Consider the following 21,053-nt stretch of genomic DNA (forward strand, 5'->3'; position numbering starts at 1 on the left):
TCAGTCCTTGTCGAGGGAGACGTCGGGGGAGGCGTCGGGGGAGGCGTCCGAGGAGGCGTCGCCGGCGGGAGTGCCGCTGTCGGCCTGGCCGCGGATCACGTCGAACCGCTTCATCCGCTCCAGCACCGCCTCCGCCGTCGGCCGCTCCATCCGGTCGACGATCCGTCCGTCCCCGAGGAAGAGCACCAGGTCGGAGTGGGCGGCGGCGCCCGGGTCGTGGGTGACCATGACGACGGTCTGCCCGAGGTCGTCCACCGCGTCGCGCAGAAAGCCGAGCACCTCCAGACCGGCTCGCGAGTCGAGGTTGCCGGTCGGCTCGTCCGCGAAGATCAGCTCGGGTCGGGAGGCCAGCGCCCGCGCGCACGCCACTCGCTGTTGCTGACCGCCGGACAGCTGGGCGGGCCGGTGCTTGAGCCGGTCCCGCAGCCCGAGCGTGTCGATGACCTGGTCCAGCCACTTCTCGTCGGGCTTCTTGCCCGCGATGTCCATGGGCAGGGTGATGTTCTCGGCCGCGTTCAGCGTCGGGATCAGGTTGAACGACTGGAACATGAACCCGATCCGGTCCCGCCGCAGCCGCGTCAGCTCGCGCTCCTTCAGACCCGTGATCTCGGTGTCGCCGAGCCAGACCTGACCGGCGGACACGTTGTCGAGCCCGGCCAGGCAGTGCATCAGCGTCGACTTCCCGGAGCCGGACGGCCCCATGACCGCGGTGAAGCGACCGCGCGCGATCTCCACGTCCACCGAGTCGAGGGCCAGCACCGTGGTCTCGCCCGAGCCGTACGCCTTGGTCAGTCCGCGGGCGCGGGCCGCGACCCCGTCGGCCGACGCATGGCCGGGGGCGTGCTCCGCAGCAGATGTGGACAAGACTGCCTCCTCGCTCGGACGTACGGATTGTTCGGGACCTACGGATCGCTCGGGACCTACGGATCGCTCGGACGTACGGACTCCCGGCCGAGCGTAGTGTGACCCCGCCCACACCCGGTATCCCCCTGGAGTGCAGGGCCGTCTCCACCCCAGGTCGGGCCCCTGATACCGGTGTAAGGGGCAATCTCCACCCGAGGGCGGACCCTCTTGCCGGTGCTAGCGGTCCGGCGCTAGCGTCAAGGTATGGCGAAGACCCAGCTGAACGTACGGGTGGACGAGGGCACCGCCCGCGCGGCTCGCGAACGCGCCCTGGCCCGCGGCATGAGCGTCAACCGCTACATCGAAGAGCTGGTCAAGCAGGATGCCGGGGAGGCCGGGCAGACCTTCGTCGAGGCTGCCGCCGACTTCATGAAGCAGTACGAGAACGTGTTCGCCGAGGAGTTCGGCGCCGAGCGCGAGGGACGTCGCTGACCCCTTGAGCGACCACCTGAGAATCGACCTCGCCTGGCTCCTCATGCTCGCCGAACAGAAGACCCCGGGTGACCCGCAGGTCGTCGACTGGGGCGCCCTCGTCGCGGCCGTCGCGCGGCACGAGGCCGAGATATTCGACGTGCCCGTCTACGACAGCGCGCATGCCCGCGCCGCCGCCCTGCTCCAACTCCTGATCCATGTACCGGCGTTGGAGCGCTCCAACGCCCTGTACGCGTCCTCCGTCGCCTACGCCTACCTCGTCGCGAGCGGCCTCAAGGTCGTCACCTCGCCCGAGCAGGTCCGTGACCTGGCCCGGCTGGTGAAGAACGGGGACGCCTCGGTGCACGACATCGCGGCGGAACTACGGCAGTGGAGCCGGTGAACGCCCGGCTGTTCACTCGGCCGGACGCCAGGCGGTGCCCAGCACACAGAACGACGCCGGCGTCCTGGGCCCCTTCTCCGGCATGAACACCCGCCGGTAGGGGCCGAGTTCGAACCCCGCCTCCCGCAGCGCGGCGACCGGCTCGCGGGACAGATGGCAGCCCCCGGCCAGTGGGGGCCACACCGTCCGGTCCAGCGCCCGCTGGGCGAACCGCATCGCCTGCCCGCCGCCCCGGCCGTGCTCGAAGAACCGCAGCATGCCACCGGGCCGCAGCACCCGCCGTATCTCCGCGAGAGCCCGCGGCACGTCGCGCACGCTGCACAGCACCAGCGAGACCACGGCCGCGTCGAAGGCCTCGCTCTTGACCGGCAGCGCCTCCGCGGCACCCGGCACCACGTCGACGGGCACCTCCGAACGCAGGGCGGACTCGACCGCCAACTGCCGAAGCGCGCGCTCCGGTTCGATCGCCACCACCTCCGCGACCGTACGCGGATAGTGGCCGAAGTTCAGTCCGTTGCCCGCGCCGATCTCGATCACCCGCCCGGACAGCCCGGACAGCAGCCGGTCACGTACCCCGGCCATGCCCCAGCGGGTCTCGGCGGTGACGCTCGCGCGGGCGTAGTAACGGGCGAACAGCGGGTGGTGCACGGGATCACTCGGCAACCTGCCCGAGCCGGCGGACCGTAGCGGCATGGCGACCTCCCGAAAGGACGGGCCCTACCGTGATTGTCCCCCGGTGCGCGATCCGTGCACCTCCCGCCCGCGCCCTACGCCACGAAGTCGCGCACCTGCTGGTAGACGCCGTAGTCGTTGTTCATGTCGGTGTGGGAGATGCAGCCGACCTCGACATTGGTGGCGCCACTGAGGATCGCGGTGGTGTCCGGGGTGAGCGCGTCGTCGCAGTTGGACCAGTAGCTGGCGTACGAGACGCTGCCCGGGGTCTCGTCGCCGGAGTTGAGCGAGGTCAGGAACGAACTGCCCGTGTACATCTCGGCACACGACGTGTACAGCCAGGAGCACCAGGAGGCGGTCGTCGTGCCGTGGTTGACCCCGGCCACCGAGACGAAGTCGTCCACGTACGACGTGCCGCTCAGGTTCTTCAGGTAGTAGCGGGAGTTCAGGGCGCCCATGGAGTGCACGACCAGATCCACCTTCGAGGCGCCGGTCTGCGACAGCACGGTCTTCACGTAACTGGAGAGCTGGCTCGCGGTGGTGACGTTCGACTTGGACCAGTCGTACGAGAACGCGTACAGCTGCGAGGACGTGTAGCCGTCGGCCTTGAAGTCGGCGATCCAGTCGTCCCAGCTGCTCGCGTCACTGCTCAAACCATGGACGAAGACGATCGGATCGTGGGTCGCGGCCTGAGCGGGGGCCGCGGACAGGGAGAGCGACAGAAGGAGCGAGGTGACGACGGCCGAGACGGCCGCTGACATGCGGCGCATGCGGGGTTGCATGGTGCCTCCTGATACGGGTGGGGTTGTCAGGAGGGTGCGGCCGGGTCTACGCGCGCCGCATCGGTGAAATCGCCGGTCTTTACGTGTCAATTAACTCGCCAGTAACGTCGATGGCGTGGTGACTCCGGTGAACCCCCCGCCCCTTGCCCCCACTTCGCCACCGCCCCCCACGGACGCGTGGCAGGGCCTGGTCTCCGCCCTGCCCGAGGGCGTCCGCGTACGGCTCCTGCACGCCGTGCACGGCGATCCGCGGGCGGCGGCCGAGGCCGTACGGCTGCTCGGCGACCGCCGCTCGACCGGTCTCGACCCCCTTCCCGCCGAACCCGCCGCACTGGCCCCGTCGCTGCTGCGCGCCCACCGCGCGCAGATCCGCGCCCTGCCCGACGACACCCGCCTCCTGCTGCTCCTGGCCGCGGCCGACCAGTACCCGGTCGCCACCCACGCCTTCCTGCGCGCGGTCGCCGCCGCCCGCCTCGACACCCGCCCCCTGGAAGCCGCCGAGACCGCCGGGCTCGCCCACGCGAGCGCCGACGGGGTCGTCTTCCGTGACGCCTGGACGAGGATCGCCGCGTACGAGACCGGCTCCCCGGCGGACCGGCGCGACGTCCACCGGCTGCTGGCCCGCGTGCTGCGCGCGGAGGGCGAGACCCCGCTGCGTTCCTGGCACCGTGGCGCGGGCGCCCTCGGCCCCAGCTCCCGACTGGCCGGGGAACTCGCCACGGCCGCCGCCAAGGCCCGCGACGAGGGCCGCCTCCCGCTGGCCCGCGCCCTCGCCGAACGCGCGGCGGCGCTCTGTCCCGACCGGGCCGGGCAGACCCTGCTGTTGACACGTGCCGCCGTGTACGCCTGGCAGTCGGGTGCGGGCGACCGCGCCCGCACCCTGACCGCCCGCACCGAGGACGACGCGCTGACCGGCGTACTCGCCCTGCGCGCCGGCAACGCGGCGGAGGCGTTCGACGCCCTGCTGACCGCTGTGGTGCGGGAACCGGGGGAGGAGGGCGACGCGCCGTCCGAGGTCGATGGCGCGACTCCGGAAGCGGCCTCCGCGTTCGACGGCCGGAACGTTTCCGCAACCCTGGACACATCGCGCCCCACGCTCACCACCCTCGACGTCCCCGACCCCGCCCTCCATCTCCTCGCCCGTGCCACCGAAGCCGCCATCTACACCGGTGACCTGCGGCGATGTCGGGAGGCCGACCGGGTGGCCCGCAGGCTCGGCATCGAGCCGCCCGGGACGCTCGGCGGGCTCGCGGCGGCCTTCGAGGGACGGTACGAGGACGCGCGTGACCTGCTTGGCGCGACGGCCGGGCGCTGCGGCCCCGGCGGGGACCCGACCCTGCTGATCCACGCCGGCATCGCCGCCCTCATGCTCGGCGACCACACCAGGGCCACCGCGGCGACCGTCCGCGCGGCCGCCTCCGCCCGGGTGCGCGGCGTGACGGTCGCCGCGGCGCAGGCGATGGAGTTCCGGGCCTACGCCGACTTCTGGACCGGGCGCCCGCGCGCCGGGGAGGCCGCCGCGGCCGACGCCCTCTGGCAGGCGTACGCCACCGGCCAGGACAACGGTGCCTGCCATCTCCAGGCGGCCCTGGCCATGTTCGCGGCGCTCACGGGCGACGCAGACGTGTGCCGCGAACGCGCGGCGACGGCCCGCTCGTACGCCCTCGCCCGCGGCCTCGGTCTGCCCGCCGCGCTCGCCCAGTGGGCGCTCGCCTATCTCGACCTGAGCAGCGGCCGGTTCGCCGCGGCGGCGGCCCGGCTGCGCGCCCTCGCCGGCTTCGGCCCCGGCCACGGTCACCGGGCCATCCGGCACCTGGCCACCCCGCACTACGTGGAGGCGGCCGTCCGCACCGACGACACCCGGGTCGCCCGGGTCGCGCACGCCGACTACCACCGCTGGGCGAGCGCCGTCCGCAGCCCCGACGACCTGGCGCTGAGCGCCCGTTGCCGGGCCCTGCTGGCCCCCGGCGCCGAAGCGGTCGACCACTACCGCACCGCACTCGACCTGCATGCCCGAGGCACCCGCGACTTCGAACGGGCCCGCACCGAGCTGCTGTTCGGCAGCGCGCTGCGCCGGCTGCGGCACCGCACCGAGGCCCGCGACCGTCTCCACAGCGCCCTGGAGGCCTTCGAACACTTCGGCGCCCCGCACGGCGCCGCCCAGGCCCGGGCGGAACTCCGCGCCCTGGGCACCCCGGCAACTCCCGCCGCAACGGCCCCGGACGACCTGACCACCCGGCTCACCGCCCAGCAGCTCATGGTCGCCCGCATGGCCGCCGACGGCGCCACCAACCGGGAGATCGCCACCAGGCTGGCCCTCAGCCCCCGCACGATCGACCACCATCTGCGGGGCGTCTTCACCCGGTTGGGGATCCGCTCGCGGATCGAACTGGTGCGGCTGCTGGCTGAAGGGGAAGGGGCGGAGATGCGATGACGCAGGGCCCCCGGCCTGATCAGCCACTACATCGACGCGGACCGCATCTGAGTCAGGCGGCTTCCCGGCCCCGGAACGCCTCCGCGTCCCACACCCCGTCCAGCCGCGGCGCCAGCCAACTCGGCGCCCCCGCACGGAAGTCGGCGGGTGCCAAGGCGCCCGCGCCCATCGGCAGCGCCCCCAGCAGCGGCGCTCCGGCGACCTCCGGCAGGTCGGCCACGTTGCACCGCATCGCCAGATCGGGGGAGTCGGGCCAGCCGCCGATGACGACGCCTGCCAACTCCAGCTCCCTGAAGCGCAGTTCACGGGCCGTCAGTTCCGTGGTGTTCAGCGTGCCGAGGCCGGCCGTGGCCACGACCAGAACCGGCGCGCCGAGGAGCCGCGCCGCGTCGGCCAGCGTCCCGCCCGCCTCGTCGAACCGCACGAGCAGCCCACCCGCACCCTCGACCAGCACCAGGTCGTGCTCGGTGGCCAGCTTGGCCGCCATCTCGGCGATCTCCGGCGGGCGAACCGGGGCGCGGCCCGCCCGGCGCGCTGCCGTCGCCGGGGCCAACGGCTCGGGGTAGCGGGCGAGTTCGGCCGTCGTGACCGGACCCGCGAGGCGCGCGACCTCCTGGGCGTCGCCCGGCTCGTCCGGCCGTACGCCCGTCTGGGCCGCCTTGAGCACGGCCACCGAACGGCCCACGGCGACCGCGGCGGCGGCGACCGCCGCGGTCGTGATCGTCTTGCCGACCTCCGTGCCGGTGCCCGTGATCACCAGTACAGGCATCTCAACCCTCTCCCGCCGCCGCGCACACGGCACGCGCGATCCGTGCCACGTCCGTGTCACCCGTGACGTACGGCGGCATCGTGTAGACGAGGTCGCGGAACGGCCGCAGCCACACACCCTCGCGCACCGCCGCCTCCGTGGCCGCCTTCATGTCCACCTCGTGATCCAGCTGGACCACTCCGATCGCCCCGAGGACGCGGACGTCCCGGACGCCCGGCAGGTCACGCGCCGGCGCCAGCCCCTCCGTCAGCCCCGCCTCGATCCGCTTCACCTCGGCCTGCCAGTCCTGGCCCAGCAGCAGCTCGATCGAGGCGCAGGCCACGGCGGCGGCGAGCGGGTTGCCCATGAACGTCGGGCCGTGCGCCAGCACCGGGACCTCGCCCCGCGAGATCCCGTCGGCCACGCGTGCCGTGCACAGGGTGGCCGCCATCGTCATATAGCCGCCGGTCAGCGCCTTGCCCACACACATCACGTCCGGCGTCACCGCCGCGTGCTGCGCCGCGAACAGGGCGCCGGTGCGACCGAAGCCGGTCGCGATCTCGTCGAACACCAGCAGCACGTCGTGCGCGTCGCAGGCCTCGCGCAGCACCCGCAGATACGCGGGGGAGTGGAACCGCATCCCGCCCGCGCCCTGCACCACCGGCTCCACGATCACCGCGGCCAGTTCGTCGGCGTGCCGCTCGACCAGCGCGCGCAGCTGGTCGGCGTACGACTCCTCGTACTCCGTCGGCGGCGCGTCCGCGAAGATCTGGCGCGGCAGTACGCCGGTCCACAGGTCGTGCATGCCGCCGTCGGGGTCGCACACCGACATCGGCTGCCAGGTGTCCCCGTGGTAGCCGCCCCGCCAGGTCAGCAGCCGCTGCTTGCCCGGGCGGCCCAGCGAACGCCAGTACTGAAGACACATCTTCGCCGAGACCTCGACCGACACCGACCCGGAGTCGGCCAGGAAGACATGTTCCAGACCCTCGGGCGACATGTCGACAAGGTGCTTCGCGAGGCGGACGGCGGGCTCGTGCGTGAGCCCGCCGAACATCACATGGCTCATCCGGCCGAGCTGTGTGGTGGCGGCCTCGTTGAGGACCGGGTGGTTGTAGCCGTGGATGGCCGACCACCAGGACGACATGCCGTCGACCAGTTCCCCGGCGGACGTGCGCAGGCGCACCCCGCTCGCCGACTCCACGACGAGCGGGTCCACCCGGCCGGGCATCGGGCCGTACGGATGCCACACATGCCGCCGGTCGAGCTCCAGCAGCTCGGACACGGGCAGGTCAGGCATTGGGCGCGAGATCCGTTCCGGCCCCACGACGGCGTACGGCGACCAGGTCGGTGCGCGGCTCGTTGGCCTCGGGCGCGGCGGCGGCCTCATGGGAACCGCACACGGAACCACAGCCGGTCCCGCACCCGGTGCCCTCGTGCGACCCGCACCCGCCGGCGCTCTCGTGCGACCCGCACCCGCCGCCGGCAGCCGCGGCGGCCACGTCCGCCCGGTGCTGCGGCAGCGTGACCTCGCCCGCGCCCTCCACCTCGAAGCCGGCGTCCGCGATCATGTCGAGGTCGGCCTTGCCCGCCTGGCCCTCGGAGGTCAGGTAGTCGCCGAGGAAGATCGAGTTGGCGAGGTTCAGGGCGAGCGGCTGCATCGTGCGCAGATGGACCTCACGGCCGCCCGCGATACGCACCTCGACGTCGGGGCAGACGAACCGGACCATCGCCAGGATGCGCAGACAGCGCTGCGGGGTGAGGTTCCACTCCTTGGCCAGCGGGGTGCCCTCGAAGGGGATCAGGAAGTTGACCGGAACCGAGTCCGGGTCCAGCTCGCGCAGCGAGAAGACGACGTCGATCAGGTCCTCGTCCGACTCGCCCATGCCCGCGATCAGACCCGAGCAGGCCGACAGACCCGCCGCGTGCGCCTTCTGCACGGTGTCGACGCGGTCGGCGTAGGTGTGCGTCGTCGTGATGTCCCCGTACGTCGCCTCGGACGTGTTGAGGTTGTGGTTGTAGGCGTCCGCGCCCGCCTCGCGCAGCCGCTCGGCCTGGCCGTCGGAGAGCAGCCCCAGACAGGCGCAGACCTCGACGTTCTCGTGCCGGTCCTTGATCGCCTTGATGGTGCCCGCGACCCGGTCCACGTCCCGGTCCGTCGGACCGCGTCCGGAGGCCACCAGGCAGACCCGCTTCGCGCCACCGGCGAGACCCGCGGCGGCGGCCTTGGAGGCCTCGTCGGGCTTGAGCCAGGTGTACTTCAGGATCCCGGCCTCGGAGCCCAGCCGCTGCGAGCAGTAGGAGCAGTCCTCGGGGCACAAGCCGGACTTGAGGTTGACGAGGTAGTTCAGTTTCACCCGTCGGCCGAACCAGTGCCGGCGCACCTTTCCGGCCGCGGCCACCACGTCGAGCAGGTCGTCGTCGGAAGTGGCGAGGACGGCGAGCGCCTCCTCGCGGGTCGGCAGCTCGCGCCGAAGCCCCTTGTCCACCAGCGTGTTCAGCAGGTCCATGAAAGCTGATCCTGTCCTAAGGAGCCGTCTCCGGCCAAGGAGAGTTCGTACAACAGCGGCCATTCACTGTGTGGGTATTGCCACACAGTGGGCGGCTGCTTGTCCCACTAGTGTCTGTTCGCTGCCTACAAAACCCCCGGAGGACCCATGGCGTTCGGCTGGATCGACGAGCAGGCGCGGCTGCGCCGCCGCGCCGGACTCGTACGGACCCTGCGCCCGCGCCCCGCCGACTCCCCGCTCCTGGACCTCGCGAGCAACGACTACCTGGGTCTGGCCCACCATCCCGACGTGGTGGAGGGCGCCGCGCGGGCCGCGCGGACCTGGGGCGGCGGGGCCACCGGCTCGCGGCTCGTCACCGGCACGACCGAGCTGCACACCGAGCTCGAACGCGAGCTGGCCGAATTCAGCGGTTCTGAAGCGGCTCTCGTCTTCTCCTCCGGTTACGCGGCCAATCTCGCCGCGGTCACCGCACTCGCCCCGCACGGCTCGCTGATCGTCTCCGACGCCGGGAACCACGCGTCCCTGATCGACGGCTGCCGGCTGGCCCGCGGCACCACCCAGGTGGTCGGGCACGCCGATCCGGACTCCGTGCGCAAGGCGCTCCAGACGTATGACGGGCCGGCCGTCGTCGTCTCCGACACGGTGTTCTCCGTCGACGGCGACGCCGCTCCGCTGGCCGTGCTCGCCGAGGCGTGCCGGGAGCACGGCGCGGGTCTGGTGGTCGACGACGCCCACGGCCTGGGCGTGCTCGGCGACGGCGGCCGGGGCGCCCCGCACGCGGCGGGGCTCGCGGGCGCCGACGACGTCGTCGTGACGGTCACGCTGTCCAAGTCGCTGGGCAGCCAGGGCGGCGCCGTCCTCGGCCCGGCCCGGGTGATCGACCACCTGGTCAACGCGGCACGCACGTTCATCTTCGACACGGGCCTCGCCCCCGCGGCGGCCGGAGCCGCCCTGTCGGCGCTGCGCCTGCTGCGCCGCGAGCCGGAGCGGGCGGCCCGGGCGCGTGAGGTGGCCGCCGAACTGCACGCACGGCTGACCGCCGCGGGGCACGAGGCGGTACGTCCGGACGCCGCGGTGGTCTCCGTGCGCGCGCCGTCCCCGGAGGAGGCCGTGCAGTGGGCGGCCGACTGCCGTACGGCAGGCCTGTCCGTGGGCTGTTTCCGTCCTCCTTCCGTGCCCGACGGCATCTCACGGCTGCGGTTGACCGCCCGCGCGGACCTCTCCGAGGCGCAGATCGAACGCGCTGTACATGTGATCGGTGAGACACGACCATGAGTCGGCGTGACACGGCCGTGTGCGGACAGAACTGATCAGAACGCGGCCGTGAAGCCCGCCCAGCTCTCGGGGGAGAAGAGCAGCGCGGGTCCGGACGGGTCCTTCGAATCGCGTACGGCGACGAGTCCGGCCTGCGGGCCGGGCCCGGGCCGGGCGGTCTCCACACAGTTGTTCGCTCCCGTGCTGTAGCTGCTGCGCAGCCAGTGCACGTCGTGCAGATCGGTACTGGTAGGTACGTTCCGAGGCAGTGCAGACATGGTGCCTCCTTACGCGCCGTCACCTATCCCGGCGATGTAATCCAACGAGTCCTCGGGCGAAAGGGCGTGGATCTGAAGGGTGTTGAAGGCCTCGGTGTAGGCCCGGAGGTCTTCTTTCCGCTCCAGGTAGAGGCTACTCGTCAAGTGGTCGAGAACAACCACGTCCAGATCAGAAGTGCGCGAAAAAGAGAAGATAACGAAAGGGCCGGTGATGCCGATGTGTGCTCCCGCGGCGAAGGGCAGCACCTGAAGCCTGACTTGGGGAAGCCGGGCCGCCTCGATGAGCCGCCGCAGCTGCCGGGCCATCACCTCGGGGCCGCCGATCTCCCGGCGCAGCACTCCCTCGTCGAGCACCGCGGCCAGTTCCAGCGGGGGGTCGGCCCGTAACACGTCCTGCCGGGCCAGCCGTACCTCGACCAGCGCGTCGAGCCGTTCGTCCCGCTCGCCGTCGAGGCCGTCGAGGCCGCCGACCGCGGCCCGGGTGACCGCACGGGCGTACTCGGGCGTCTGCAGGAGCCCCGGCACGACGGAGATCTCGAGCGTACGCATCGCGCTCGCCTGCGACTCCAGGCTGATGAAGTCCCGGTACGTCGGCGGCAGCACCCCGCGATAGGCGTGCCACCAGTGATGGCGTCCCGCCCCGGCCTCGTCGGAGCCCGCCAACACCAGGAGCAACTCCCGCAGTTGGCCGTCGTGCACCTCGTAGGCGTCCAGGAGTAACCGCACATCGGCCGGTTTCACGCCGCTCGCGCCGGTCTCGATCCGGCTCACCTTGGACTGGTGCCAGCCCACCAGCCGGGCCGCCTCACCACTGGTGAGCCCCGCACCGGTGCGCAACGCACGCAGTTCGGCGCCCAGTTTCCGGCGGCGTACCGCGGGACCGTGCTGCATGGGCTACTCCTTACTCCTTCCGGGCCGCCCAAATACGGTCTTCCGTCGGAGAGTTCACCGCTTCGAGCGACAGATATATGCATATCTTGGTGGATCGGCACCGTGACCGGCCTGGTAATGGCAGTCTGGCGAAGAAGCACCAGTCCGGGACCGTACTCGAACCATCCGCTCCGTGTCGGGCTGCGGTCCCGTGGGAAAGGGACGACGTCGCCATGGCAGACCATCTGGAAGCATCCGTCACTCTGCCGAGCGATCCCGCCTCGGTCTCCGCGGCCCGCGCCTATGTCCTGAGCACCCTGGCGGAATGGGGGCTGCCGGCGGACACCGAAGCGGCGGAGACGATCCGGCTGATCGTCTCCGAACTCGCCACCAACGCCGTACAGCACACTTTCGGGCAGTCACCCACCTTCACGGTGGACCTCCACCTCGACCGTGACGAACATCTGCGCATCGGGGTCACCGACAGCCACCCCCGCTTCCCGAAGCGGCTGCCGGCCGCCGTCCAGCAGGACAACGGCCGCGGCATGGTGATCATCCGCTGGCTCACCGCGGAGCACGGCGGCAAGCTCAGAGTCCGGCCGACCCGCGAGGGCGGCAAGACCGTCTCCATCGAACTCCCGTGGACGGTACCGGCCGAGCCGGTGTCGGCGGCGGGACAGCAGGAACCCTAGACACCGGCCTGTCTCGCGCGGCCGAAGGCGCCGCGGAGCAGTGCCCGGAAGGCGTCCGCCGCAGGGGCCGTTCCGTCGGCCCGGTGGGCGACCGAGATCGTACGGCGCAGTTCCCCCGTCCCCAGCGGCCGGGTCCCCACCGGAGTGACCGCCGTCCGCGCCACCATCTCCGGGACCACCGCGATCCCGAGCCCCGCACTGACCAGCGCGCACACCAGCGCGTACACCGGAGTCGCCACCAGGACGGACGGCGTGGCCCCGGCCCGGGCGAGGAGCGCCTCCACGCCGCGCCGGGCGGGATGGTCAGGGGCCATGCTGATCAGCGGCTGCCCGGCGAGTGCGGTGAGAGGCAGCCGCGAGGTGTCGCTCGTGAGGACGTGCCCCGGGGCGGTCACCAGCACCAGTTCCTCCACCAGGACCGGCTCCGCGCTGACGGACGCGGGGAGCTGCACCGGGTCCGCGGGTTCGTAGGAGTGCGTCAGCGCCAGGTCCACGTCACCGGCGGCCACCGCCTCCACCCCGGCCGGCGGTTCGAGGTGGGCGACCGTCAGCTCCACGTCCGGATGCGCCCGGCGGAACGCGCTCAGCACGGACGGCAGCAGATGGATGCCCGCGGTCTGGAAGGTACCGAGCCGCAGCGTGCCGCCGGACAGCCCGGTCAGCCGGGCCAGTTCATGCCGGGCCTGCTCCAGCTCGTCCAACACCCGGCGCGCCCGCGCCGCGAGCAGCTCGCCGGCGCCCGTGAGCCGCGCGCCGCGGTGATGCCGTACGAGAAGCGCCGTGCCCGCCTCCCGCTCCAGTTTGGCCAGTTGCTGCGAGAGCGCGGGGGTGGTGTACCCGAGGCGCTCGGCCGCCCGGGTGATCGAGCCGGCCTCGGCGACCGCGACCAGGGCGGCGAGGCGGTTCGGATCGTACATACGGGCCCCCAGGCTAAAGGGATGCTTAAGGCGGACCCAGAATATTCGACATACCTGCTGAAGGCTCCGGCACGGCACGCTGGACGGCATGGACGGACAGCTCATCGCCTTCACCGGGGTCGCCGCCGGCATGGTCGCCATGCCCGGCGCCGACTTCACGGTCGTCGTACGCAATGCCCTGGTCTCGCGCCGGGCCGGTGTCGCGAGTGCCCTCGGCGTCGCGGGCGGGCTGCTGCTGCACACGGCGCTCGCGGTGGCCGGGGTCGCCGCGGTCCTGGCGGCCGTACCGGCGCTGTTCCGTGCGCTCCAACTGCTGGGCGGCGCCTATGTGCTCTACCTCGGCGTACGGACGCTGCGCTCGCTGAGCCGTCCGTACGGCGCGGTCGAGGAGTCCGGGGGCGGCGGCGTGCGGCCGGTGTGGCAGGGGTTCGTCACCAATGCCCTGAACCCGAAGGCGCCCATCACCTTCCTGAGCCTGTTGCCGCAGTTCGTGCCGGCGGGCCGGCCCGTGCTGCCCCGCACGCTGCTGCTGGCGCTGATCGTGGTCGTGCTCGCCCTGGTGTGGTTCCCGGCGGTGGCGCTGCTGGTGGACCGGCTGGGCCGGTGGCTGCGGCGCCCGCGGGCCGCACGGCTCGTCGCGGGGGGCACGGGGGCCGCGCTGAGCGTGCTGGGCGTCGTGCTGCTGCTGGAACCGCTGGCGGGCCTCGGCTGAGAGCCCCGCGGGGGTGACGGCCGGTCAGGTGGCCGTCACCCCCACGGGAGAGTCACCGGTCCGCTCGGCGGGGAGCTACTTGACCCGGCCGTACCAGACGCTGCTCGACCAGATCTTCTCGAGCTTCACGACCTCCCCGCTCTTCGGGGAGTGCCAGATCTTTCCCTTCCCGGCGTAGATGCCGACGTGGTACACGTTCGACCCCGAGTGGAAGAACACGAGGTCTCCGGCCTTGCGGCTGCCGGAAGAGATGTGGCGGGTCTTGTTGTACTGCTGGGCCGCCGTGCGGGGCAGGGTCTTGCCCGCCTTCTTGTACGAGTACAGCGTGAGCCCTGAGCAGTCGAACCTGTGCGGTCCCGTGGCGCCCCACTTGTAGGGCGAGCCCTTCTTGGAGGCCGCCACCTGAAGTGCCTTCGTCGCCGGTGTCGCGGCCTCCGCGTCGGAGGCGACGCCCGGGATCACGATGGAGCCGCCCACTGCGGCGATGGTGAGGGCCGAGGCCGTACCGGCTCGGGCCATCAGCGACGGGACACGATTGAGCGCAGACATGCGCAACCCTTCGTCAGCCGCCTGTGAAGGATGACCTGTCGGATTCGGGCTGGCGAAGTTGCCCGGCCGCGTTGTCGCGGCTTCACCCCAAGGGCTGCTCGGACCGGTCTCCCCGAAGGGAGCGACCTTCCCGGCGACCCGTCTTGCCTGGGTCCTCCACTCCTGCCGATCCACTCCTGTCGACCGGTCATCCGGGCGGCGGCAGGACTCGGCGTCCGCCCGGACCGCCCCGCCGCTGCGGCGGGGGCTTGTCGTCAGACAGGGATCTTCACGCACTCAATGCCGAAAAACCCAATGGAATCGGGGATTTGTGTTGTTACTCACCACTCACCCGTTCGGGTGGACACTCCTCTGTTCGAGCGACCGTCGAGGGGCCCGAGGAGCCTCGGACCAGCGACGGAACACCTCATTCCGGCCCTGGGCTACGCGCGTTGCGCAAGCCTGACGGGCCCGCAAAACTACTGCTGGCTACGCCATATGGGGGTACGTCTTTTGGTGCGTTTGAAGGCCGGTCCGGACGCCTCGTGTCGCGACATCCGGTCCGGACCGGTGCCGGTGCGTCAACTGTCGGAGTGCGGCGGCACCATGACCCGCGCCGTGCGCCGCTCCCCGTCCAGGACGCGCAGCGCCCGGGTCAGGGTCGCCGCGTGCAGTTCGGCCTCGCCCCGCTGGTGCATCGTCGCCAGCGCGTCGCGCAGCTCGGCCGCCTTGGCGACCAACGCCTGGGCGGCCCGCAGCCCGCGGTAGGTGTCCCCGGGGTGCGCGGGGTTGATCCGGCCGAGCAGATCGACCACGTCGAGATAACGGTCGATCAACTCGCCCTCGGCGCGCGTCAGCGCGGGCAGCGGAGGCAGTTCGGGTGGGAGCATCGCCCGCTCACCGGGTGTCGGACGAGGGGCGCGACGCCCGGCGGCCGGGGACGATCCGATCCACCAGGCCGTGTTCCAGGGCCTCTTGGGCGGTGAGGATCTTGTCCCGCTCGATGTCCTCGGTGACTTGCTCCCGCGTCCGCCCGGTGTGGCGTACGAGCATCTCCTCCAGCCGGTCGCGGACGCGCCCCAACTCCTCGGCCTGGATGGCCAGATCGCCGGCCTGCCCCGCCACCGGCTCGGACAGGGAGGGCTGGTGGAGCATCATCCGCGCACCCGGCAGCGCGGACCGCTTGCCCGGGGTCCCTGCCGCCAGCAGCACGGTCGCGGACGACCCGGCCTGTCCCAGGCAGATCGTCTCCACGTCGCAGGAGACGTACCGCATCGTGTCGTAGATCGCCGACATGGCGCTGAAGGAGCCGCCGGGGGAGTTGACGTACAGCGAGATGTCCCGGTCGGGGTTCTGGTACTCGAGGTGCATGAGCTGCGCCATCACGTCGTTGGCCGAGGTGGCGTCGATCCGCGTGCCGAGGAAGACGATCCGCTCCTCCAGCAGCTTCGAGTACGGGTCCCTCGTCCTGCTGCCGAAGCTCGTGCGCTCGGTGAACTCGGGCAGGACGTGGCGGGCGGTAGGTCGGGTCATGGGTCCCCTCCTTCTGCGTCTGTAAAAAATGTACAGGACGTACGTGACGTTATGATGGGGGTATGGCCTACGAGATTCCGGTGACGCAAGCCAGGGCTGAGCTCGCCGACCTGATCAACCGAGTGGTGTACGGCGGTGAGCGCGTCGTCGTCACGCGGCACGGCAAGCCGTTGGTCGCCCTGGTCTCCGCCGCCGACCTCGAACGGCTGGAGGCGCTCCAGGACCTCCCGGAGTCCGCCGAGGAGCAGGTGATCAGCGCGGTGTCGACGGTGCGCGAGATCGCCTCGGCGCCGCGTGAGCCGCAGCGGTTCGGCATCGCGGCCCGTCATCAGGGCACCGGCGCTTCGTAGGGCGAGGAGGCGGTCGTAAAAAGACCGCACACCTCCGTCCGCTACAGCGGAGGTGCGCGGTCCGTTCCGGGGTGCCCCGGGTCAGCCGGTCGGAACCAACTCCCTTTCCACCGTGGGCGCGGCACTCCTCCTGCGCGTCCTGAGCGCGTTGCCCAGCAGTACGGCGCCCAGGCCCAGCGCGGCCCACCAGGTCAGGGTCAGGGCCGGCCCGGTCGCCGCCGCGCCGTCGAAGTACGCCACCGACCGCAGCAGGGTCGCGCTCGCGCCCGGCGGCAGCCACTGGCCGATCACGCCGGCCGGTGCGGGGAGCATCTCAGGAGCCGAGGCGGCTCCCGAGAACGGGTTGCCGAGCAGCATGATCACGCCGGAGGCGATCCCGATCCCGGCGGTGCCCAGAAGGGCGGCGAGGCCGGCGACGGCACCGCTCACGGCCAGCGCCGCCAGCCCGAACACTCCGGCTTCCGCCCACCAGTTGCCGGTCAGCACGCCGAGCCAGCTGTCTGCGATCCCGGCGGCGGCCAGGCCCACCAGGGCCGAGGCGCCGACCAGACCGACCACGGCACGCGTCCCGCGCAGCCCGCTCAACGTCACCACCGCGCCCGCGGCGATCCCCGCCAGGGCCAGCGGCAGCACGCTCGCGTTGAGGGCCGCGCCTCGCGGGTCCTTCGAGGGCGCCGCCACCACGTCCACCGTCCTGACCTGGGCGCCCTCGGCCGCCGCCGGTGCCGCCACGGCCTGCTGGAGCAGCTGCGCCACCACCGGGCTCGCGGCCGACGCGGTCAGCAGCCCGGGTCCCCCGGGGGTGACGACGACCGCCCCGTAGACGGTCCGGTCCTCGATCGCGTCCCGGGCGGCGGCCTCGTCCGCGTAGTGGTGGATCTCGAACGCGCCCTTGTGTGCGGCCAGTCGTTCCTCCACCTGGGCGGTGGCGGACGCGGGGCCGGCCACGCCGAGCGGCAGGTCGCGCGGTGCGGTGCGGGCGGCGGGCCAGGCGAAGGCCCACAGGGCGAGCGCCGCGATCAGCGGTACGAGGACGATGACCGCGATCAGTCGGCGGGGGCCGTCGGTGGGCGCCGTAGCGGAGGCGGTGGACATGGGGGTCCCTCCCGTACTGGACTCTCAAAGAGAATGATCGTTCGTTTTATTTCTTCCCCACCGTCCCGCCGACGGTCGACCTTGTCAAGAAGGAACGTTCGTTTTAGATTGGTGACCATGGCCCGTGTATCCCAGGAACACCTGGACGCCCGCCGTCGGCAGATCCTCGACGGCGCCGCGGTCTGCTTCGCGCGGGGCGGCTTCCACGCCACGTCGATGCAGGACGTGCTGAAGGAGGTCGATCTGTCGGCCGGGGCCGTGTACCGCTACTTCAGCGGCAAGGACGTGCTCATCGCCGCGATCGTCGAGGAGGTGCTCGGCCAGGTCCGCGACGGCTTCGAGGAGGCGGCCCGCAGCAGCCCGCCCCCGCCGCCGGACCTCCTGGTGGCCTCGGTGCTCGGCCGGGTCCTCGCCACCAAGGAGTCGGTGACCGTGGACGGGCGGCCCGCGTTCCCGCGGCTGGTCGTCCAGGTATGGACGGAGACCCTCCGCAACGACGAGCTCGCGACCATCCTGCGGGACGGCTACGGTGCCGTGCGCGCGGCCTGGGGGCGGATCGTCGAGGCCTACCAGGACGCGGGGATGATGCGCTCGGACGTCCCCCCGGACGACGTGGCCCGCACGATGATGGCCGCGGCGATGGGCTTCATCGCCCAGCAGGCGCTCTTCGGACCGGCCCCGAGCGACATCCTCCGGGACGGACTGCGGGCGTTGATGAGCGTGCGGGACCTCCCGGGCGGCGACCCCCGCGACGCGACCGGCGACCCCCGCGACGCGACCGATGGACCACCGCTCGGTTAACTTGCCTGAAACCCGGTCCAACTAGCCTTCCGGCACGCCACCAGGGACTTTGCCCGGCGGCTGAGGCAACCGGGCCCCGCACGGTCCGGAGCGAGGACTGTGAGGTGGGACGTGCAACTGACCCCGCACGAGCAAGAGAGGCTGCTGATCCATGTGGCGGCCGACGTCGCCGAGAAGCGCCGGGCCCGCGGACTCAAGCTGAACCACCCCGAGGCCGTCGCCCTCATCACGTCGCACATCCTCGAAGGCGCGCGTGACGGCCGTACGGTCGCCGAACTCATGGCCTCCGGGCGCAAGCTGCTCACCCGCGACGACGTCATGGAGGGCATCCCCGAGATGATCCACGACGTCCAGGTCGAGGCCACCTTCCCGGACGGCACCAAGCTCGTCACCGTCCACGACCCGATCGTCTGACGGGGGCCGCCGTGATTCCCGGAGAGATCCTCTTCGCCGAGGACCCGATCGTCTACAACGAGGGCCGTGAGGTCACCCGGCTGACCGTCCTCAACGCCGCCGACCGGCCCGTCCAGGTCGGCTCCCACTACCACTTCGCCGAGGCCAACCCGGGCCTGGACTTCGACCGCGCGGCAGCGCGCGGCAAGCGGCTGAACGTCGCAGCCGGCACCGCCGTGCGCTTCGAGCCCGGCATTCCCGTCGACGTCGAACTCGTCCCGCTGGCCGGCGCCCGGATCGTGCCCGGGCTGCGCGGGGAGACCGGAGGTGCCCTCGATGCCTGAGATCTCGCGTGCCGCGTACGCCGACCTCTTCGGCCCCACGACCGGTGACCGCATCCGGCTCGCCGACACCGACCTGATCGTCGAGATCGAGGAGGACCGCTCCGGCGGTCCCGGACTCGCCGGTGACGAGGCCGTGTTCGGCGGCGGCAAGGTGATCCGCGAGTCCATGGGCCAGGCGCGCGCTACGCGCGCAGACGGCACCCCGGACACCGTCATCACCGGCGCGGTGATCGTCGACCACTGGGGGATCGTCAAGGCCGACGTCGGTATCCGCGACGGCCGGATCACCGCCATCGGCAAGGCCGGCAACCCCGACACCATGGACGGCGTCCACCCCGACCTGGTCCTCGGTCCCGAGACCGAGATCATCGCGGGCAACGGACGCATCCTGACGGCCGGCGCGGTCGACGCGCACGTCCACTTCATCTGCCCGCAGATCGCCGACGAGGCGCTCGCCGCCGGTGTGACGACCCTGGTCGGCGGCGGTACCGGTCCGGCCGAGGGCTCCAAGGCCACGACCGTGACGCCCGGTCCGTGGCACCTCGCCCGGATGCTGGAGGCGATGGAGCAGTACCCGCTCAACATCGGCTTCCTCGGCAAGGGCAACACCGTCTCGCACGAGGCGATGCTGTCCCAGATCCGGGGCGGGGCACTGGGGTTGAAGCTCCACGAGGACTGGGGCTCGACGCCCGCGGTCATCGACGCCTCGCTGACGGTGGCGGAGCAGACCGGCATCCAGGTCGCCATCCACACCGACACGTTGAACGAGGCCGGGTTCGTCGGTGACACCCTCGCCGCGATCGCCGGACGCGGTATCCACGCGTACCACACCGAGGGCGCCGGCGGCGGGCACGCGCCGGACATCATGACCGTGGTCTCCGAGCCGCACGTGCTGCCCAGCTCGACCAACCCGACCCGGCCCTTCACCGTCAACACCGCCGAGGAACACCTCGACATGCTGATGGTCTGCCACCACCTCAACCCGGCGGTGCCGGAGGACCTCGCCTTCGCCGAGTCCCGGATCCGGCCGACGACGATCGGCGCGGAGGACATCCTCCACGACCTCGGCGCGATCTCGATCATCTCGTCCGACGCCCAGGCCATGGGACGGGTCGGCGAGGTCATCATGCGGACCTGGCAGACCGCGCACGTGATGAAGCGGAAGCGGGGCGCGCTGCCCGGGGACGGCCGGGCCGACAACCACCGCGTGCGGCGGTACGTGGCCAAGTACACGATCAACCCGGCGATCGCGCAGGGCCTCGCGCGGGAGGTCGGCTCCGTGGAGACCGGCAAGCTCGCCGACCTCGTGCTCTGGGAGCCGGCGTTCTTCGGCGTCAAGCCGCATCTCGTCGTCAAGGGCGGCCAGATCGCCTACGCGCAGATGGGCGACGCCAACGCGTCGATCCCGACCCCGCAGCCCATCCTGCCGCGTCCGATGTACGGCGCGATCGGGCGAGCGCCCGCGAACAACTCGTTCAACTTCGTGGCGCCGCTGGCGATCGAGGACGGCCTTCCGGAGCGGCTCCAGTTGGGCAAGCGCTTCGTCGGCATCGAGTCCACGCGTGGGGTGACCAAGGCGGACATGCGGGAGAACGACGCGCGTCCCCGGGTGCAGGTCGATCCCGACAGCTTCGCGGTGCACATCGACGGGGAGCTGGTCGAGGCGACTCCGGCGGCCGAACTGCCGCTGGCTCAGCGTTACTTCCTGTTCTGATGTCCAGGGCCGCACTTCTGGTCCTGGCCGACGGCCGCTTTCCCGCCGGAGGGCACGCGCACTCCGGCGGGGCCGAGGCGGCCGTCAAGTCCGGGCGGATCAACGGGGCTTCGAGCCTGGAGGAGTTCTGCCGGGGACGGTTGCACACGGCGGGGCTGGTGTCGGCGTCGCTGGCCGCGTCCGCCGTACTCGGCGTGAATCCCGTGGAGTTGGACGAGGCGGCGGACGCGCGCACACCGTCACCCGCGTTGCGGATCGCCGCGCGAAGGCTGGGGCGCCAGCTGATGCGGGCGGCCCGGGCGACCTGGCCGTCCCGTGAACTCGACGCGCTCGCACGGGAGTTTCCCAAGGGCGCCCATCAGCCGGTGGTGTTGGGGGTCACGGCCAGGGCGGCCGGGCTCGACGCCGTCGACGCCGCGTACTGCGCGGCGTACGAGAGCGTGAGTGGCCCGGCTTCGGCGACGGTGCGGTTGCTGAGCCTTGATCCGTTCGACGCGACGGGGGTGCTGGCCCGGTTGGCACCGGAACTGGATCGCGTAGCGGCCCAGGCGGTGGAAGCCGGGCGCAGGGTGCGGGTCGAGGGCCTGGACGCCTTGCCCGCAGCTTCCGCCCCGCTGCTGGAGATCGCCGCGGAACTGCATGCGGCATGGCCGGTAAGGCTGTTCGCTTCATAAGGGCGCTCGGATCACCCCCCGTCTTTCAGGGGCGCGGG

Annotated in this window: 25 protein-coding genes and 1 riboswitch; of the genes, 12 read left to right on the plus strand and 13 right to left on the minus strand. The window is 71.9% G+C overall.

From position 1 onward, the window contains the following. The gene (locus ACIHIX_RS27095; RefSeq protein WP_399960475.1) at positions 1–864 is read right to left on the minus strand and encodes an ABC transporter ATP-binding protein; all 864 of its coding nucleotides are present in this window, start codon (positions 862–864) and stop codon (positions 1–3) included. Positions 865–1,107: 243 nt separating this feature from the next. Here ACIHIX_RS27095 and ACIHIX_RS27100 point away from each other — a divergent pair, with 243 nt between their 5' ends. Then, positions 1,108–1,335: an antitoxin gene (locus ACIHIX_RS27100; protein WP_399960477.1), complete on the plus strand. Its 228-nt coding sequence runs from the start codon at positions 1,108–1,110 to the stop codon at positions 1,333–1,335. 43 nt (positions 1,336–1,378) lie between these two features. Next, on the plus strand, positions 1,379–1,717 hold the full coding sequence (locus tag ACIHIX_RS27105; protein WP_399960844.1) for a fic family toxin-antitoxin system, toxin component: 339 nt from the start codon (positions 1,379–1,381) through the stop codon (positions 1,715–1,717). A 12-nt stretch (positions 1,718–1,729) separates the two neighbouring features. Here the strand turns inward: ACIHIX_RS27105 and ACIHIX_RS27110 are convergent, their stop codons facing one another. Continuing rightward, positions 1,730–2,410 (minus strand): class I SAM-dependent methyltransferase, encoded by a 681-nt coding sequence (locus tag ACIHIX_RS27110; RefSeq protein WP_399960479.1) that lies wholly within the window; start codon positions 2,408–2,410, stop codon positions 1,730–1,732. A gap of 74 nt (positions 2,411–2,484) precedes the next feature. After that, a complete protein-coding gene (locus ACIHIX_RS27115) occupies positions 2,485–3,171 on the minus strand; it encodes an esterase/lipase family protein (RefSeq protein ID WP_399960481.1) in 687 nt (228 codons plus the stop codon). Positions 3,172–3,286: 115 nt separating this feature from the next. On the opposite strand from ACIHIX_RS27115, the gene ACIHIX_RS27120 reads away from it, so the two are divergent. After that, positions 3,287–5,605 carry a LuxR C-terminal-related transcriptional regulator gene (locus tag ACIHIX_RS27120; RefSeq protein ID WP_399960482.1) on the plus strand — a complete coding sequence of 773 codons (2,319 nt, stop codon included), beginning with the start codon at positions 3,287–3,289 and terminating at the stop codon, positions 5,603–5,605. A gap of 52 nt (positions 5,606–5,657) precedes the next feature. Here the strand turns inward: ACIHIX_RS27120 and bioD are convergent, their stop codons facing one another. Genes bioD through bioB form a run of 3 tightly spaced genes read right to left on the minus strand, consistent with a single transcriptional unit; the run spans position 5,658 to position 8,860 of the window. Further along, entirely contained in the window at positions 5,658–6,374 is a 717-nt protein-coding gene (gene bioD / locus ACIHIX_RS27125) for a dethiobiotin synthase (RefSeq protein WP_399960484.1), read from the minus strand. A 1-nt stretch (position 6,375) separates the two neighbouring features. Further along, positions 6,376–7,650, minus strand: coding sequence for an adenosylmethionine--8-amino-7-oxononanoate transaminase (locus tag ACIHIX_RS27130; protein ID WP_399960486.1), 1,275 nt, complete (start codon positions 7,648–7,650; stop codon positions 6,376–6,378). Next, the gene (gene bioB, locus ACIHIX_RS27135; RefSeq protein WP_399960487.1) at positions 7,643–8,860 is read right to left on the minus strand and encodes a biotin synthase BioB; all 1,218 of its coding nucleotides are present in this window, start codon (positions 8,858–8,860) and stop codon (positions 7,643–7,645) included. Before bioB ends, ACIHIX_RS27130 begins: the two co-directional genes overlap by 8 nt. 147 nt (positions 8,861–9,007) lie before the next feature. On the opposite strand from bioB, the gene ACIHIX_RS27140 reads away from it, so the two are divergent. Further along, complete coding sequence (locus ACIHIX_RS27140) at positions 9,008–10,135, plus strand: 8-amino-7-oxononanoate synthase (RefSeq protein ID WP_399960489.1); 1,128 nt, start codon at positions 9,008–9,010, stop codon at positions 10,133–10,135. 35 nt (positions 10,136–10,170) lie between these two features. Here ACIHIX_RS27140 and ACIHIX_RS27145 read toward each other — a convergent pair whose 3' ends face one another. Both ACIHIX_RS27145 and ACIHIX_RS27150 read right to left on the minus strand, forming a co-directional pair. Then, positions 10,171–10,392, minus strand: coding sequence for a DUF397 domain-containing protein (locus tag ACIHIX_RS27145; protein ID WP_329341743.1), 222 nt, complete (start codon positions 10,390–10,392; stop codon positions 10,171–10,173). A gap of 9 nt (positions 10,393–10,401) precedes the next feature. Then, positions 10,402–11,283: a helix-turn-helix domain-containing protein gene (locus ACIHIX_RS27150; RefSeq protein WP_399960491.1), complete on the minus strand. Its 882-nt coding sequence runs from the start codon at positions 11,281–11,283 to the stop codon at positions 10,402–10,404. Between the two features lie 212 nt (positions 11,284–11,495). Between ACIHIX_RS27150 and ACIHIX_RS27155 the strand changes: the two genes are divergently transcribed. Continuing rightward, positions 11,496–11,954, plus strand: a complete 459-nt coding sequence (locus ACIHIX_RS27155) for an ATP-binding protein (RefSeq protein WP_399960493.1) — start codon at positions 11,496–11,498, stop codon at positions 11,952–11,954. On the opposite strand, the gene ACIHIX_RS27160 is transcribed toward ACIHIX_RS27155, so the two are convergent. Then, positions 11,951–12,871, minus strand: coding sequence for a LysR family transcriptional regulator (locus tag ACIHIX_RS27160; RefSeq protein ID WP_399960495.1), 921 nt, complete (start codon positions 12,869–12,871; stop codon positions 11,951–11,953). The genes ACIHIX_RS27155 and ACIHIX_RS27160 overlap by 4 nt on opposite strands. 88 nt (positions 12,872–12,959) lie before the next feature. Between ACIHIX_RS27160 and ACIHIX_RS27165 the strand changes: the two genes are divergently transcribed. After that, positions 12,960–13,583 carry a LysE family translocator gene (locus tag ACIHIX_RS27165; RefSeq protein ID WP_399960497.1) on the plus strand — a complete coding sequence of 208 codons (624 nt, stop codon included), beginning with the start codon at positions 12,960–12,962 and terminating at the stop codon, positions 13,581–13,583. Positions 13,584–13,658: 75 nt separating this feature from the next. On the opposite strand, the gene ACIHIX_RS27170 is transcribed toward ACIHIX_RS27165, so the two are convergent. The 3 genes from ACIHIX_RS27170 to ACIHIX_RS27180 form a co-directional block, all read right to left on the minus strand. Further along, positions 13,659–14,132 carry a C40 family peptidase gene (locus ACIHIX_RS27170; protein ID WP_399960499.1) on the minus strand — a complete coding sequence of 158 codons (474 nt, stop codon included), beginning with the start codon at positions 14,130–14,132 and terminating at the stop codon, positions 13,659–13,661. A gap of 3 nt (positions 14,133–14,135) precedes the next feature. Then, a riboswitch (cyclic di-AMP (ydaO/yuaA leader) is annotated at positions 14,136–14,356 on the minus strand. 336 nt (positions 14,357–14,692) lie between these two features. Then, positions 14,693–15,001, minus strand: coding sequence for a hypothetical protein (locus tag ACIHIX_RS27175; RefSeq protein ID WP_399960500.1), 309 nt, complete (start codon positions 14,999–15,001; stop codon positions 14,693–14,695). A 7-nt stretch (positions 15,002–15,008) separates the two neighbouring features. Beyond that, positions 15,009–15,644, minus strand: coding sequence for an ATP-dependent Clp protease proteolytic subunit (locus ACIHIX_RS27180; protein WP_399960502.1), 636 nt, complete (start codon positions 15,642–15,644; stop codon positions 15,009–15,011). A 62-nt stretch (positions 15,645–15,706) separates the two neighbouring features. Between ACIHIX_RS27180 and ACIHIX_RS27185 the strand changes: the two genes are divergently transcribed. Continuing rightward, positions 15,707–15,994 (plus strand): type II toxin-antitoxin system Phd/YefM family antitoxin, encoded by a 288-nt coding sequence (locus tag ACIHIX_RS27185; RefSeq protein ID WP_399960504.1) that lies wholly within the window; start codon positions 15,707–15,709, stop codon positions 15,992–15,994. Positions 15,995–16,075: 81 nt separating this feature from the next. Here ACIHIX_RS27185 and ACIHIX_RS27190 read toward each other — a convergent pair whose 3' ends face one another. Next, positions 16,076–17,089 (minus strand): ABC transporter permease, encoded by a 1,014-nt coding sequence (locus tag ACIHIX_RS27190; protein ID WP_399960505.1) that lies wholly within the window; start codon positions 17,087–17,089, stop codon positions 16,076–16,078. Between the two features lie 117 nt (positions 17,090–17,206). Between ACIHIX_RS27190 and ACIHIX_RS27195 the strand changes: the two genes are divergently transcribed. From ACIHIX_RS27195 to ACIHIX_RS27215, 5 genes are all read left to right on the plus strand, one after another. Beyond that, positions 17,207–17,890 carry a TetR/AcrR family transcriptional regulator gene (locus ACIHIX_RS27195; protein WP_399960507.1) on the plus strand — a complete coding sequence of 228 codons (684 nt, stop codon included), beginning with the start codon at positions 17,207–17,209 and terminating at the stop codon, positions 17,888–17,890. Positions 17,891–18,001: 111 nt separating this feature from the next. Further along, positions 18,002–18,304, plus strand: coding sequence for an urease subunit gamma (locus ACIHIX_RS27200; protein WP_010355509.1), 303 nt, complete (start codon positions 18,002–18,004; stop codon positions 18,302–18,304). 11 nt (positions 18,305–18,315) lie between these two features. Next, positions 18,316–18,627, plus strand: a complete 312-nt coding sequence (locus tag ACIHIX_RS27205; RefSeq protein ID WP_399960509.1) for an urease subunit beta — start codon at positions 18,316–18,318, stop codon at positions 18,625–18,627. Further along, positions 18,620–20,341, plus strand: coding sequence for an urease subunit alpha (locus ACIHIX_RS27210; protein WP_399960511.1), 1,722 nt, complete (start codon positions 18,620–18,622; stop codon positions 20,339–20,341). The genes ACIHIX_RS27205 and ACIHIX_RS27210 overlap by 8 nt, the downstream gene beginning before the upstream one ends. Then, a complete protein-coding gene (locus ACIHIX_RS27215; protein ID WP_399960513.1) occupies positions 20,341–21,015 on the plus strand; it encodes an urease accessory protein UreF in 675 nt (224 codons plus the stop codon). The genes ACIHIX_RS27210 and ACIHIX_RS27215 overlap by 1 nt, the downstream gene beginning before the upstream one ends. Positions 21,016–21,053 lie beyond the last annotated feature (38 nt).

It is taken from the genome of Streptomyces sp. NPDC051913 (assembly GCF_044593635.1).
Lineage (GTDB): Bacteria > Actinomycetota > Actinomycetes > Streptomycetales > Streptomycetaceae > Streptomyces.